This is a genomic window from Devosia neptuniae (genome assembly GCF_025452235.1).
In the GTDB taxonomy this organism is placed as follows: Bacteria; Pseudomonadota; Alphaproteobacteria; order Rhizobiales; family Devosiaceae; genus Devosia.
In genome coordinates, this window is record NZ_CP104965.1 from 2,158,481 (window position 1) to 2,171,761 (window position 13,281).

Consider the following 13,281-nt stretch of genomic DNA (forward strand, 5'->3'; position numbering starts at 1 on the left):
CAGGGCGGCCCTTTTGTTGTCGGGGGGCAATCCGTGGAGGAAAATCATCATGAAGTCCAAGCTACTTGCCAGTTTCGCCCTTGCCGGCGTTCTGCTGTCGACATCGGCGCTTTCCCCGATCGGTTCGCTGGGCGTCCAGCCGGTCCAGGCGCAATCTGTAAGCGTCAACTTCGATCTGTTTTTTACTCAATTGGAGCCGCATGGCGTTTGGGTGCGCCACCCGCAATATCGCTACGTCTTCTGCCCGACCGGCGTTGACAGCAGCTGGCGCCCCTACACACGAGGCCGTTGGCTCTATCTGGAGGATCGCGGCTGGTACTTTGCGTCAGACGAACCGTTTGCCTGGGCGACCTATCACTATGGCCGCTGGCTCGATGACGACAATCTGGGATGGTGCTGGGTACCCGGCACGAAATGGGCTCCCGCCTGGGTCAGCTGGCGCCAGAGCGACAACATCGTCGGATGGGCGCCCCTGCCTCCAGAAGGCGAGGGATATGCCGTTTCCGTGGAAGTTACGCGTGACGAATTGCCAGAGGGCTATTGGGTTTACGTGCCCACTGAGCGTTTCGTCGAGCCGCAATTATCGGCCAGTATCGTTCTTGGCTCCGACCAGCCCGACTATTATGCCCAGACGCAATTTCTCGGGCCGGTGGTTGTCGAGGGCGACGTCGTCACCAACAACGTGATCGAGGTCAACTATATCGAGCAGCACATCAATCAGCAGGTCACCGTCTATAACGCCGAAGAGGTAAGCGACCCCGCAGCCGCGTCCGTGGCGGTCGAAGGTCAAACCGTTCAGGTTTTCGATCAAGACGTGGCTGAACCCACCGAAGAAGCGGCACCCGCTGAGGCGGTCGATGAAGCAGAAGCACCAGAGGTGATTGCGACCGAAGGGGGCAGTGTTGACGCCGAGGGCGGCAAAGGTGCCCAAGCCACCCCGCCCGCAGCTGGCGAAACGCCGGAAACCGATGCCGAGATGGCGCCAGAGCCCGCCACTCCAGAAGCGGCGCCCACGGACGAAGCTTCGCCGCCAGCAGTGGAACCTGTTCCGGCCGAGAAGGACCCGGCTGCGGCTGATCCAGAGATTCCCGCTACCGAAGAGCCCGCGCCTGCCGATCAGCCGGCCACCACCAAAGAGCCGGCAAGTGCTGACGATCCTGCTGCTGCCGAACCGCCATGCCCACCTGAAACCATGGTGGACGGCGCTTGCGCGCCGGAAGCCGCCCCGGAGGCCACCGATACTGAGGCGGTTGAACCGGCGGCACCGGCAGCCGAACCCGCCGAAGCCGCGCCTGCCGCACCGGCAGCCGAGCCCGAGGCACGGGGGGCCGAACCTGTAGCGCCAGAAGCTGTGCTCTGAGGGCGTCGAAACGGCACCGGCCGAAGGCGCCGCTGACAGTGCTGAGGAACCGACCGAACCGGTTGCGCCGGCCGATGTCGCTCCCGCCACGCCTCCGAACCCGGAGGCAGAAATGCCGCCCTGTCCGCCCGAAACCATGGTGGATGGCGCCTGCCCGCCGACAGGCGGCGAACCCACTGAATCGCAACCCGTGCAATAGGGGGCTATAAGCGCTGCGAGGGACGCCCGGGCGCCCCTCGCAACCCGGACGCGAACTGGCTGTCTGTGACTAGTTTGCGTTGTCGAGCGATACGGCGAACATTGCAGCCATGACATCGGATTGCGTAACCATGCCGACCAGGCGGCCATTCTCATCCACGACCGGCAGATGATGCAGGCCGGCATCGGCCATGAAGGGCACGATCTGCGCGATGTGGGTATCGGGCCGGGCTGCTTTAACCGGAGCGCTCATGATATCCTCCACCTTGCCCTTGAGCCGGCGATCGGAATTGCTGATCGAGCGCAGTCGCCAGCCCAGGCCTGAACCGGTGGCGGACATGCCCCAATCGGCCTTGTCGAGCAGGTCGGTCTGGGTGAGAATGCCGATCACCTTGCTGTCGAGATCCACGACTGGCAGCGCCTTGATGTGATGCTCCCGCAGGTGCCGCAACGCCTCGCGCAGGCTGGTCTTGGGGCCGACCGATTGCACGTCCCGGCTCATGATATCGGCACAGGTAACGCCACCGGAGCGCCGGTCATAGGCGCGGATTTCGGCGCGATGCAGGATGTCCTCGAGATCATCGGTGGCTACCGGCAGCACCAAATCATATTGGGCCAGAACGGCGCTGATATCGGCCTGCGTTACGCCAAGCCGCCCGGTGGGCAGCGGATCGGCTGTCCGATGCGGATGGGCCGGCATTGGCGCCAGATGGGGATATCGGCGCCCGGTCAGGTTGTTGAACAGCAAAGCTGCCAGCAGCAAGAGCACCGAATTGGCCAGCACCGGCCACACCACGAAGCCAAAGCCCGCGGCCTGAATTGCGGGCCCGCCCAGCACAGCCGTCAAGGCCACCGCGCCACTGGGCGGATGCAGGCACCGCAGCGCCATCATGGCCGAGATCGCCAGAGCAACCGCTATGCCCGCGGCCAACATCGGATTGCCGATATAGCGCGCGCAAGTCACCCCGATCAGCGCGGCAATGGTATTGCCGCCGATGATCGACCATGGCTGGGCCAACGGGCTCGTGGGCGCGGCGAACAGCAATACCGCAGACGCCCCCATTGGCGCTATCAGCAGCGGAATGTCGGAAGAGCTGCCGAGCGCCAGGCCGGCAATCAACCCGGTAACGACGATGCCGATCAGCGCCCCGATGGAGGCGCGCAGTCGCTCGCCCAGGCTGACGGGCGCAAGGCCGGGCACGAACCGCTTGATGAAGGGGATGACGCTGGACATTGGGTGGGGATGTAGCAGTGGCGCCGCGCCGCGCCAACTGTCTGCATTGGGTGCCTGTTCTCTCAAAAGCAGTGCCGCAGGAATTTCCTTCCACGTGCACCGATTGCCCTATTCCTCCTTGAGGGCGCGGTTCAGCTGTTCTTCGACGGGATGGAGAATGTAGGACAGCACAGTCCGCTCACCGGTCTGGACGAAGGATTCCACCGGCATGCCGGGGATCAGCACGACGCCCTCGGGCAAACGCGCCAGCTCCTCGTCTGGAATGGCGATCCTGGCCGCGTAATATTGCTGGCCCGTCGCGGGGTCCTGGGTGGCATCGGGCGCCACTCGCGCCACATTGGCGAACAATTCCGGCGTGGTGCGCGGATTCAGCCCGGAAAAGCGGAGCACGGCCTGCTGCCCGACAGCGATCTTGTCGATATCGACCGGCTCGATCCGGACATTGACCATGAGCGGCTCATCCGAGGGCACGACGAGCATGAGCGTTTCGCCGGCCGCTGCCACTCCGCCTACCGTGTGGAGGATGGATTCGTGCACCACGCCGGTTTGCGGGGCGCGGATTTCGGTGCGGGTCAGCCGGTCGCGGTCGGCTATGCGGCGCTGGCCGGCCTCGGCAATCACGCGCCGCGCCTCCTGCAGTTCGGCCAATGCGCCCGTCAGATATTCGTCTTCGATCTGTTCGATCTGCAGGGCCCGCTCGGCGGCTACCGCATGCGACTCGGCGAGGGATGCGACGACACGGCCCAGTTCGCCCTGGGCGGTCGCTAGTTCCTTGTCGAGGCTGGTGCCGCGGCTGGCCGCGATCAGGCGCTTGTCATAGAGATCGTCGAAATCGGCGATTTCCTGCTCGATCACCGCGACCCGGCGTTCAATGGCCTGCTTCTGCAGATCGAGCCCTTCCCGTTGGCGTTCGAGCTGGATGATCTGTTCGCGCAATTGGGCAATGCGCCCCGCCTTGGTCGCCTGCCGCGCCACCAGCACTTGCTGTTCCAGCGCCACCAGCGATTGCAGCTGCGTCATATCGAACAGGTCGAGCACCGCGCCGGATAGGGTCACCGTATTGCGGCCTTCGATCTCGGCGATCAGCCGGGCCTCCTTGGCATAAGCCTCGCGCAACTGGGCTTCCGAGATTGCGAGGGCCGCGGCGATTGCGGTTTGATCCAGCGTCGCCAACACCTGGCCCTGCACCACGCGATCCTCGTCACGCACCAGCAATTGGGTAACGATACCGCCCTCGGGATGCTGCACGCGCTTGGCGCTGTCCTGGACCACCAGCATGCCGGGCGCGATGATGGCGCCGGAAATCTCGGTCATTGCAGACCAGGCGACCAGCCCGCCGAACAGACCCAGCACGGCGAATAGACCGACCCAACCATGGCGCTTGAGGCTGGCGAGGTCGGGGGCGGGCTGGACGGCTTCGATGGTCATGCGCCGGGCGCCTTGATGGGGCGGACATTGGTGCCGGTCTGGGTGATTTGCTGCAGGATTTCGGTCTTGGGCCCATAGGCCATTTGCCGCCCGGCGCGCATGTAAAGTACCTTGTCGACGGCAGCGATGGCACTGGGCCGGTGAGCGATGACGATGACGATCGAGCCGCGCTCGCGTGCCTTGTGGATGGCGTCAGTCAGCGCCGCGTCGCCCTCGGCATCGAGATTGGAATTGGGCTCGTCGAGGATGATGAGGAAGGGATTGCCATAGAGTGCGCGGGCCAGTCCGATGCGTTGGCGCTGTCCTGCCGAGAGCAAGTCGCCTTGTTCCCCGACCTGGCTGTTATAGCCATCGGGCAGGGCGCTGATCAGGTCGTGCACGCCGGCGGTCTTGGCCGCGGCAATGATCGCTTCGCTGGATGCATTGACACGGAAACGAGCAATATTGTCGGCGACGGTGCCGTCGAAGAGCTCGACCCGTTGCGGCAGATAGCCAATCATCGAGCCGATCTGGTCAGGCGTAAAATGGGCCAGCAGGGCGCCATCAAAGCGGATGTCGCCGGCAAGACTCGGCCAGACGCCCACCAGAGCTCGCGCCAGCGATGACTTGCCGGAACCCGAGGGACCCAGGATCGCCAGCCCATCGCCGGCAGCGATATCGAATTGCATGCCGGAAATCACCGGCATGCGCTGCCCCTGCGGCGCCGAAGCCAATCCTTTTACACTCAGCGACTGCGTCGGCAGCGGCAGTCTTACGTCACGCGGAGCGGCCTGCCTGACCGCGAGAACTTTCCGAATCCGCGCCCAGGCCTGGCGGGCACCGACAAAGCTGCGCCATTGCCCGACGATCTGCTCGACCGGCGCCAGCGCCCGGGCGGTGACGACCGAGGCGGCGATCATCAGCCCGGCTGTCATTTCGCCACGGATGACGAGATAAGCGCCCAAGGCGAGCACCAGGGACTGGAGCAGAAAGCGCAGGCCCTTGGTGGCGGCAGAAAAGAAGGCGGCTTGATCGCTGCCGGTGCGCAGCGCGGCGATCATCCGCCCGGTCTGGGCGGCCCAGCGGGCGCGCAGATCGTCGAGCATCCCCATGGCGATGACGGTTTCGGCGTTGACACGAATGTTTTCGGCCTGCCGCTGCCGCAGCAATTGGGCGGCACTGGCCTGTTGGGTCGGCTGTCGCGCCATGGCTTCGTTGATGATCATCAGCGCCGTGATGACGAGGCACCCGGCGACAGCCAGCCAGCCCAGCCAATAGTGGAACAGGAAGACGACGGCGAGATAGACGGGCACCCAGGGCAGATCAAGCAGCGCCAGCGGCGCGGAACTGGCAAGGAACTGGCGCAGCAGGTCGCCGTCGCGCAGCGGATCAGCGGTTTTGGGGGCGTCAGCGATGAGCCGGAAGTGAACGGCTGCTGCAAATAGTCGTCCGGAAAGCCGGGCATCGAGCACATTGGCCAAGCGGGTCGCCATGCGGCTGCGCAGTGCATCGAGAAAGCCATAAAAGGCAAAGAGCCCGCAGACCAAGCCCGTCAGCACCAATAGCGTGGGGACCGAGCGGCTGGCCAATACCCGGTCATAGACCTGCAGCATGAAGAGCGGCCCGGTCAGCATCAGCAGGTTGGACACAAAGCTGATGGCGCCCAGCGCCATTATGGGTCCGCCCAGCGACAGAACCGGGCCGCTGGGCCCGGCTGGTTGTTGCATTAGCGATGGTTGCATCAGCTTCTCCGGCGACGCCTAGAAGAAGTGATAGTCGCCTTGCCCGATCTGGGCCGTGCCGTCCGCCATCTGCACCATGATCAACCCGCCGCCATCCGGATTGTCGGGATCGTTCACGCGGTAGATCTGCAGCGTCTGATCGTCGCTGGCATAGTGGTCGAAGGTCAGTGTTGCATCATCGCCGAAGCCGAAGAGGCTGATGAAGTCCTGCTCGCCGGGGCCGGAATGACCCGCGCCATGGAAATCGATGATGTGGTCGAGCCGGCCATTGTGGTCCGCCGGATCAGCGAAATCACCCGGATTGAAGATGAAGGTGTCGTTGTCAGCGCCGCCTTGCATGCGGTCGACGCCCGTTCCGCCGGTGAGCTTGTCCCGGCCGCGTTCGCCATGCAGCAGATCATCGCCCGCGCCGCCATTGAGGGAATCGTCAAAGCGGCTGCCAAACAGATCGTCATTGCCGCCCTTGGAGGCGACAAGGACCGGATGGTCGCTGTTGAAATAGCGCAGGATGTCGACGCCATCGCCCAGGGCGATATATTCGGGACCAGCCATGGATCCTCCAATGGTGATTGTGACCGTTGCCAGATTGCTGTTGCCCTGGCCGTCGGTCGCCATGATCGTGAACGTGTCGGTGCCGACAAACCCGGATGCCGGGAAATAGTCGAACAGGTTGCCGTCAAGAAAAGCCGAGTGATAGTGGACGCTGCCCAGGAATTCGCTTTCCGGGAAGGGATAGTGATTGCCGTCATAGCGCCGATCGAGTTCGATCGTGCCGTGATCGGGACCATCGACGACGGTGAAGCTCAGCAAGTCATAGTCGACATCACTGGCCACGAATTCGATGTCGTTGAGAGATTGGCCGGGCGCCAGAACCAGGTTCAGATCGGAGACGACCGGCGCGGTGTTGACGAAGCTGTCGGGCAGTTGCACGCCGTCTTGAACCCTGATCTGGTGGTAGCCGTATTGGGTATTCTCGCCACCGAAATACATGGTGGCGCCCTTGTAGGTCACCACGAAATCGTCGGGCGTGTCAGCCATGACGGAGACGACTTCCAGCGATTGGCTCGCGCCTTCGGCATGGACGGTGCGAAGGAAATTGCCGTCATTGTCAAAGATATAGGTGTCGAGATTGGAGAAGATTCCGTATTTGCCATCATGGGTGAAGCCGGTGATGGCAAAGAAGCCGTCGAAGACATCGACCGACTCGACCGTTACCCAGCCGAAGAAATAATCCGGCAAGGCTCCGATAGGGTCGGAAACATTGCCTTCAGTATCGGTCAAAGTGAAGGAGTAAGCGACGTGCGGCTCGCCTCCCTCCAAGATAGTCAGTTCACTACCATTACTTAGGGTGGGCATCATGTTCCTCGAACGCTTTTACAGTGGGGAGGACGGCATGGGCACGTTTATTAAGTCGAGGCTAGCAGGCCGCCGGACGGCTTCCAAGCTGCGCCGGAGGCAGGTGAGGGGCGCTTCCGGCGCATGGCTCGCGCTAGATTTCCCGCTGCAGGCGGTCCGCGATCCGAGCCCGGTTGGCCGCGATAGCTGCCGCCGTCGGCTGCCAGTCCTGGCACCAGGCGGCAGGGAAGCCTTCCAGCAGGCGATCGGTGTCGGTGAAGCTTGGCCGGTAGCCGCGGGCCTGCATTTCAGCCACGAGCGCGGCCTGTCTTTTGGCAAGGTAGCCCAGGCGGCTGTAAAAGAACCGCACATGACCGGCGCCCAGCCGATATTCGACGGGGTTGCGCGGGTCATCGGGCTGCTCGCCGCGATCGATTGCCGCGCGGACGAGCGCAAAGATTCGAGGCAATTCCCGATATTCGGCGACCAGATGTGGCCCGGTCAATTCAGCTGGGGAAATGCAGTTGATGCGTGTCACGAGAGGCCCTTGGGCTGAGGCAGAGCAGCTTTGCCATAGAGCGGGCCGGTCCGACCCGTCAACCGGCACCGCCCGCACAGGAACCTTTGCAATCGAGTTGGCGTTGGCTCCCGCTCCGGAGACCTGAATATGACCGACGTGACCGCCATAGCCCGCCTGGACCTGAGGCGCTATCTGGGCCGGTGGTATGAGATTTGCCGCCTGCCGCTCAAATGGGAAGACGAGACGGCCACTGATATCACTGCCAATTACACACTGAACGACAAAGGCAATGTCGGCGTCGATAACCGCTGCTTTGACGAAGACGGCAAACCGGCCCGCGCATTGGGCGAGGCTTTTGCAGTGGATGACACCAATGCCCGTTTGCAGGTGAGCTTCCTGCCCCCGGTTATCCGGTGGCTGCCCTTCGGCAGGGGTGATTATTGGGTGCTCAAGATCGATCCCGATTACGCCGTTTCCCTGGTCGGCTCGCCCAGCAGAAAATATCTGTGGGTGCTGGCGCGGCAGCCATTCGTCGCCCGCGAAACGCTCGACGAATATCTCGCCGAAGCCCGCCGCCAGGACTTTGATTTGACCGGGCTTATTACCCCGCGCCACACCGGTCGCGTGGTGAGCGACGACATGGTCGAAGGCAAGTAAGCTGAACGGGCAGCATCGGCCACCGGCAGGACTTGCGGCCACATTAGCCGGCGTATATGAGAGCCATGTCACGGTTCCGCCAATTGAGCGCGGATCAAAAGGGAACACGGTGCGGATTACCCATCAGGGGCCAAAACCGAGGCTGCCCTCGCAACTGTAAGCGGCGAGTTTGCTGTTCATTACCACTGGCCTTTTGGCCGGGAAGGGAACAGCAAGCATCCGAGCCGCGAGCCAGGAGACCTGCCGCGACACCGATCAGCATGCCGGACGAGGTGTTTCGGCGGGGTTCGAGCCAGCCTGGCTGGCTTGTCGTGCGTGTTCTCGTCCGTAACAGGACCGCTCGCACCCTCGCATCTATGCCTATCGGCTTGCCGTTCGGTTGTCCCGAACTGCATCACGAGAGGTTATGATGCGTCTTCCTGCTATCGTCACCGGCACCTTGCTTGCCGGCGTGGCCTGCATGCCTGCAACAGCGGCCACACACTACCCGCTCATTCTTGAAAATTGCGGCGCCACCATCACCATTGCGGCAGCGCCGCAACGCGCGGTCGGCATCGGCCAGAACAGCTCCGAAATCATGTTGCTGCTGGGATTGGCCGACCGCATGGTGGGCACCGCCGTATGGGTTTCCCCTGTACTGGACGAATTGGCTAAGGCCAATGCCGGCGTGCCGCGCCTGGCCGATAATCAGCCCAGCTTTGAAAGCGTGGTCGGGACCAATCCCGATTTCGTTGCGGCGCAATTCCTGTCGGCCCTGGGGCCGGAGGGCCGCGTCGGCACCCGCGAGCAATTCGCCGATCTGGGCGTGCCCAGCTATGTCTCGCCCACCGATTGCGACACGACCGACAATATTTCCGCCGATGGTTCGCGGGCCAATTTGTGGACGCCGGAATTGTTGTATCGCGAGATCGAGGAACTGGCAGCGATCTTTGACGTCTCGGCCCAGGGTGATGAGCTGATCGCCGACTTCCGGGCGCGTGAGCAGGCGGTGCGAGATCGTCTGGCTGGCCGCTCCGATGATATTTCGATCCTGTTCTGGTTTTCCAGTGCGGAGACTGCCGGTGATGCTTGGGTGGCGGGTAAGAACGGCGCTCCAGGTTATATCACCAACGTGTTGGGTGCCCGCAATGTCATCGAGACCGAGGCCGAATGGCCGCTGGTCAGCTGGGAAACGATCGCCACCGCCGACCCGGCCGTGATCGTCATCGGCACGATGGATCGGCGCACGCAGGCGGCGGACGATCCGGCGGTTAAGCGCGAATTCTTGCACACGGACCCGGTCGCCAGCGCATTGTCGGCGGTGCAAGCCGGCCATATCGTCGAAATGGATGCGCAGGCGATGAACCCGACGCTGCGCACCATTGGGGGGCTCGAAAAGCTTGCCACGGCGCTGGAAGCCTTCGGTCTCCTCGATTGAGCGCAATTGCAGGCCTGCGCCCGGCCTTCCGGCCGGGTGTTCTTATCGTCATCGCCACTGGCCTCCTGCTGCCCGTGGTGATTGCATTGGGGGTGGGCATTGGTGAAATGCCCATCAGCCTCGAAACGACCGTGCAGGCGGTGACCAATCGCCTGGGCTGGACGCAGCACGAGCTCAGCCGCATCCAGGAAAGCGTGATCTGGGACTATCGGCTGAGCCGCTCGCTGGCCGCCGCCTGTTGCGGCGCGGGCCTGGCGCTTTGCGGCGCCATATTGCAATCGCTGCTGCGCAATCCGCTGGCCGAACCCTATGTGCTGGGGATTTCGGCCGGCGCCTCGACCGGGGCAGTTTGCGTCATGCTGCTGGGGCTGGGTGCCGGGGCGGTGACGCTGTCGGCAGGTGCCTTTGCCGGTGCGCTCGCCGCCTTTCTGTTCGTGGTCATGCTCGCCTCCGGCGCGCGTGGCGGCACCGAGCGCACAATTCTGGCCGGGGTGGCGGCGTCGCAGCTGTTCAATGCCCTGACTGCCTATATCGTGGCCACATCTGCCAATGCCGAACAGGCCCGCAGCGTGATGTTCTGGCTATTGGGCAGCTTTGCCGGCGTGCGCTGGTCCGATGTATCGCTGGTGGCCATTGTGGTTGTTGGCGGGCTTGGCATCTGCCTGCGCTATGCCCGCTCGCTCGATGCCTTTGCCTTCGGCGAAGATGCCGCCGCTTCCCTTGGCGTGCCAGTGCGCCGGGTGCGGCTGGTATTGTTCGCCGTGACGGCATTGATGACGGCCATGATGGTGTCCATGGTTGGGTCTATCGGCTTTGTGGGCCTCGTGATCCCCCATGCCGCCCGCTTCCTGGTCGGGCCGGGTCATATGCGGCTGCTGCCGGCTTGTGCGGTGATCGGGGCCAGCTTCATGGTTCTGGCCGATATCGTCTCCCGCATCATCTTGCCGCAACAGGTTTTGCCGATTGGGGTGGTCACGGCCCTGGTCGGGGTGCCGTTCTTCGCGGTCATTCTCTATCGCGGCGGGCGTCGCGGATGAGGCCGGAAGTGCCGTGGCGCCTTGAAATCGGGGCGTCGAAGGGCCATATTCAAACCATATGCGGGCTGCTTGCCCATGTCGGGATCGTCGATCGCCCGGCCATCTCCAGATTTGCGAACGGTTGCCCCGGCCGCTTCATCGCGGCTGGGGCTGTTGCCTGCGGTGCCATGGCATCTGCTGAACCCAATCCAGAAGGAATGAACCATGTCCGGTTTTGACTATTCCGCCGCTGCCGAACTCTATCCGAGCAAGGGCCGCAATGAATCTCCCAAGGCGCGCTACCGCCGGTTTGCGACCGCCGCAGAGGCAGTGCAATACGCTGTCGAGGAGATGCCGCAGGCCTTGCTGCGGGGCTCGTTTCTTGAGGTTGATGAGCAGCGCTTCGATGGCGCGCAGATTCTTGATCTCTACAGTGCCGAAACCTACCCGCTGGTGCGCGCCCCTGCGGACTGAGCCCAAATAATGGGAACGGGCCGCCATCTTGTGGGTTGATCCATAGAGGCCGGCGCGCGTCAACCGGACGTGGTGGTATAGGGAACGGGCTGGTTTTTCCGGTTTCCCGGTCCGGCCAACGCAATGGCAGCCGAGCTCTTGTCCCACCCGCGCCGCGCCTCATCCGCATTCCTGTTCCACGGTGATTGTTGCCTGCGATGGCTTTGGCGCAGTAAGTGCGTAGAGGCCAACGCGCCGGAGAGTCGCGCCGTGAATTTACTCCGAGAATTGAGCATGGGAGAGATCGTGTCGCGCATTGCGGCCGTGCTCCTCTATGCAGCAATCCAGGGCCTCGCTCTGGCCGGTTTCGCGCGCCTGCTGGGTGACAAACGGCCGCAATATGAGGGCCGTCTGACCGCCAATCCCTTTGTCCATATCTCGGTATGGGGCACCGTGATAGCAGCGCTGTTCGCCATGAGCTGGGTGCGGGTGGTGCGGTTCGACCCGGCGCAGAATCGGTTGGGACGCTGGGGGCTGCTGCTGGTGGCCGTGTTGGCGCTAGCTGTGGTCGTGGCACTGGTGCCACTGATCGACCTGCTGCGGCCGCTGGCCTTGCTGTTACCGCGAACCGGTGGCTATGCAGTGCTGTATGTGGCGGGGCAATTGCAGATATTGGCTTTGGCCTCGGCAGCGCTCAATCTGCTGCCAATCCCCGGACTGATCGGCGGGGTGCTCTGGCAGGCCATCTGGCCGGGCGAGGAGCGGCGCCTGCTGCGGCTCGAGCCTTTTGGGCTGGCCTTGGTGATCGTCGCAATCGTGGCCGGCCGGTTGCCCAACCTGGCCAACATGCTGCTGCCGCTGGTACAGCTTCGCTAGGAAGCCGCCTCTCCGCAAGGGAGAGGCGCCCGATTGGCGGACTACTCCGCGTTAACCGCAGTGATGAGCTTGGTGGGCACGTAAGTGACGCGCTGCTTGAGCTCTTCACCGGCAAGAACCCGCGTAACAGCATCAGCAGTAGCGGCGCCGATGCCGGCGAAGTCTTGGGCGACGCTGGCCTCGAAATTGCCGCCCGTGGCGATGGCTTCGCGGGCCTGGGGGTTGGCGTCGATGCCGGTGATGACGATGCCTTCGCCCTCACGGCCGGCGGCTTCGATGGCTTGGAGGGCGCCGAGAGCGGGCTGGTCCCAGGCGGCCCAGACGGCCTTGATGCTGCCGGGCTCTGGGTTGGCGGCAAGGATGGCTTCCATCTTGGCGCGGGAATCGGCAATGCCGCCGTCGGAGACGTCGGGGGTGACGCGGTCGAGTACTTTGATATCGGGGAAATTGCCGAAGACGGCATCGGCCACCACGCCGCGCACCTGCACGGGCGGGAAGGCTTCGAAGATGAACATCACCACATTGCCCTCGCCACCGATACGGTCGGCCACATAGGTCGCGGTTTCGGCGGCCATGGCATAGCCATTGGAGGTGACATTGGTGGCCAGCAGCGGATCGCTGCCGGCATCCATGCCGATGACCGGAATGCCGGCGTCGGCGGCGGCCTGCAGGCCCGCAGCAACCTGGCTGGGATCGACATTGATGACGATGGCATCGACATTCTGGGTGACCATGTCCTCGATGCGGCTGATCACGGCGGCGACGTCGCCGGCGGTGTCGATGACATTGACGTCCCAATCCTTGTCCTTGGCGGCAGCCTGGAAGGACTCGACATAGAATTGAGTGCCGGGCTGGGCCAGATAGGGCGTGATGATGGCGATCTTGGACTGGGCCATGGCGCCGCTCGCGCCCAGAGTGGCAGCGAGCAGGCTCGCGCCAGCCAGCAGGCTGCGGGTGAAATGAATGGTCTTGAACGTCATATGCTTGTTCCCCTGGATGCGAATGCCATCGGGTACGTCGTCGCGATGGTTCCCTTTCGCCGGCAGGCACCATATTGGAGAGGCTT

Annotated in this window: 12 protein-coding genes and 1 riboswitch; of the genes, 6 read left to right on the plus strand and 6 right to left on the minus strand. The window is 63.5% G+C overall.

The window, feature by feature from the left end:
* The first annotated feature begins 49 nt into the window (after positions 1 to 49).
* A complete protein-coding gene (locus N8A98_RS13430) occupies positions 50 to 1,360 on the plus strand; it encodes a DUF6600 domain-containing protein (protein WP_262166030.1) in 1,311 nt (436 codons plus the stop codon).
* Between the two features lie 268 nt (positions 1,361 to 1,628).
* Here N8A98_RS13430 and N8A98_RS13435 read toward each other — a convergent pair whose 3' ends face one another.
* The 5 genes from N8A98_RS13435 to N8A98_RS13455 all read right to left on the minus strand — a co-directional run bounded on the left by N8A98_RS13435 (position 1,629) and on the right by N8A98_RS13455 (position 7,814).
* Entirely contained in the window at positions 1,629 to 2,792 is a 1,164-nt protein-coding gene (locus N8A98_RS13435) for an HPP family protein (protein WP_262166032.1), read from the minus strand.
* A gap of 108 nt (positions 2,793 to 2,900) precedes the next feature.
* Positions 2,901 to 4,220, minus strand: a complete 1,320-nt coding sequence (locus tag N8A98_RS13440) for an HlyD family type I secretion periplasmic adaptor subunit (protein WP_262166033.1) — start codon at positions 4,218 to 4,220, stop codon at positions 2,901 to 2,903.
* Positions 4,217 to 5,941: a type I secretion system permease/ATPase gene (locus N8A98_RS13445; protein ID WP_262166035.1), complete on the minus strand. Its 1,725-nt coding sequence runs from the start codon at positions 5,939 to 5,941 to the stop codon at positions 4,217 to 4,219. The genes N8A98_RS13440 and N8A98_RS13445 overlap by 4 nt, the downstream gene beginning before the upstream one ends.
* Before the next feature lie 18 nt (positions 5,942 to 5,959).
* Positions 5,960 to 7,222: an Ig-like domain-containing protein gene (locus N8A98_RS13450; protein WP_262166036.1), complete on the minus strand. Its 1,263-nt coding sequence runs from the start codon at positions 7,220 to 7,222 to the stop codon at positions 5,960 to 5,962.
* Positions 7,223 to 7,430: 208 nt separating this feature from the next.
* Entirely contained in the window at positions 7,431 to 7,814 is a 384-nt protein-coding gene (locus N8A98_RS13455) for a pyrimidine dimer DNA glycosylase/endonuclease V (protein ID WP_262166038.1), read from the minus strand.
* Positions 7,815 to 7,943: 129 nt separating this feature from the next.
* Here N8A98_RS13455 and N8A98_RS13460 point away from each other — a divergent pair, with 129 nt between their 5' ends.
* The 5 genes from N8A98_RS13460 (at position 7,944) to N8A98_RS13480 (ending at position 12,215) form a co-directional block, all read left to right on the plus strand.
* Complete coding sequence (locus N8A98_RS13460; RefSeq protein ID WP_262166039.1) at positions 7,944 to 8,453, plus strand: lipocalin family protein; 510 nt, start codon at positions 7,944 to 7,946, stop codon at positions 8,451 to 8,453.
* Between the two features lie 54 nt (positions 8,454 to 8,507).
* Positions 8,508 to 8,715, plus strand: a riboswitch (cobalamin riboswitch).
* 144 nt (positions 8,716 to 8,859) lie between these two features.
* Positions 8,860 to 9,870, plus strand: coding sequence for an ABC transporter substrate-binding protein (locus N8A98_RS13465; protein ID WP_262166041.1), 1,011 nt, complete (start codon positions 8,860 to 8,862; stop codon positions 9,868 to 9,870).
* Positions 9,871 to 9,914: 44 nt separating this feature from the next.
* Positions 9,915 to 10,907 (plus strand): FecCD family ABC transporter permease, encoded by a 993-nt coding sequence (locus tag N8A98_RS13470; protein WP_390888839.1) that lies wholly within the window; start codon positions 9,915 to 9,917, stop codon positions 10,905 to 10,907.
* Positions 10,908 to 11,111: 204 nt separating this feature from the next.
* Positions 11,112 to 11,360 (plus strand): hypothetical protein, encoded by a 249-nt coding sequence (locus N8A98_RS13475; protein ID WP_262166045.1) that lies wholly within the window; start codon positions 11,112 to 11,114, stop codon positions 11,358 to 11,360.
* A gap of 249 nt (positions 11,361 to 11,609) precedes the next feature.
* Entirely contained in the window at positions 11,610 to 12,215 is a 606-nt protein-coding gene (locus tag N8A98_RS13480; protein ID WP_262166047.1) for a zinc metalloprotease, read from the plus strand.
* A 41-nt stretch (positions 12,216 to 12,256) separates the two neighbouring features.
* Here N8A98_RS13480 and N8A98_RS13485 read toward each other — a convergent pair whose 3' ends face one another.
* Positions 12,257 to 13,195, minus strand: coding sequence for a substrate-binding domain-containing protein (locus N8A98_RS13485; RefSeq protein ID WP_262166048.1), 939 nt, complete (start codon positions 13,193 to 13,195; stop codon positions 12,257 to 12,259).
* Between the last annotated feature and the right edge of the window lie 86 nt (positions 13,196 to 13,281).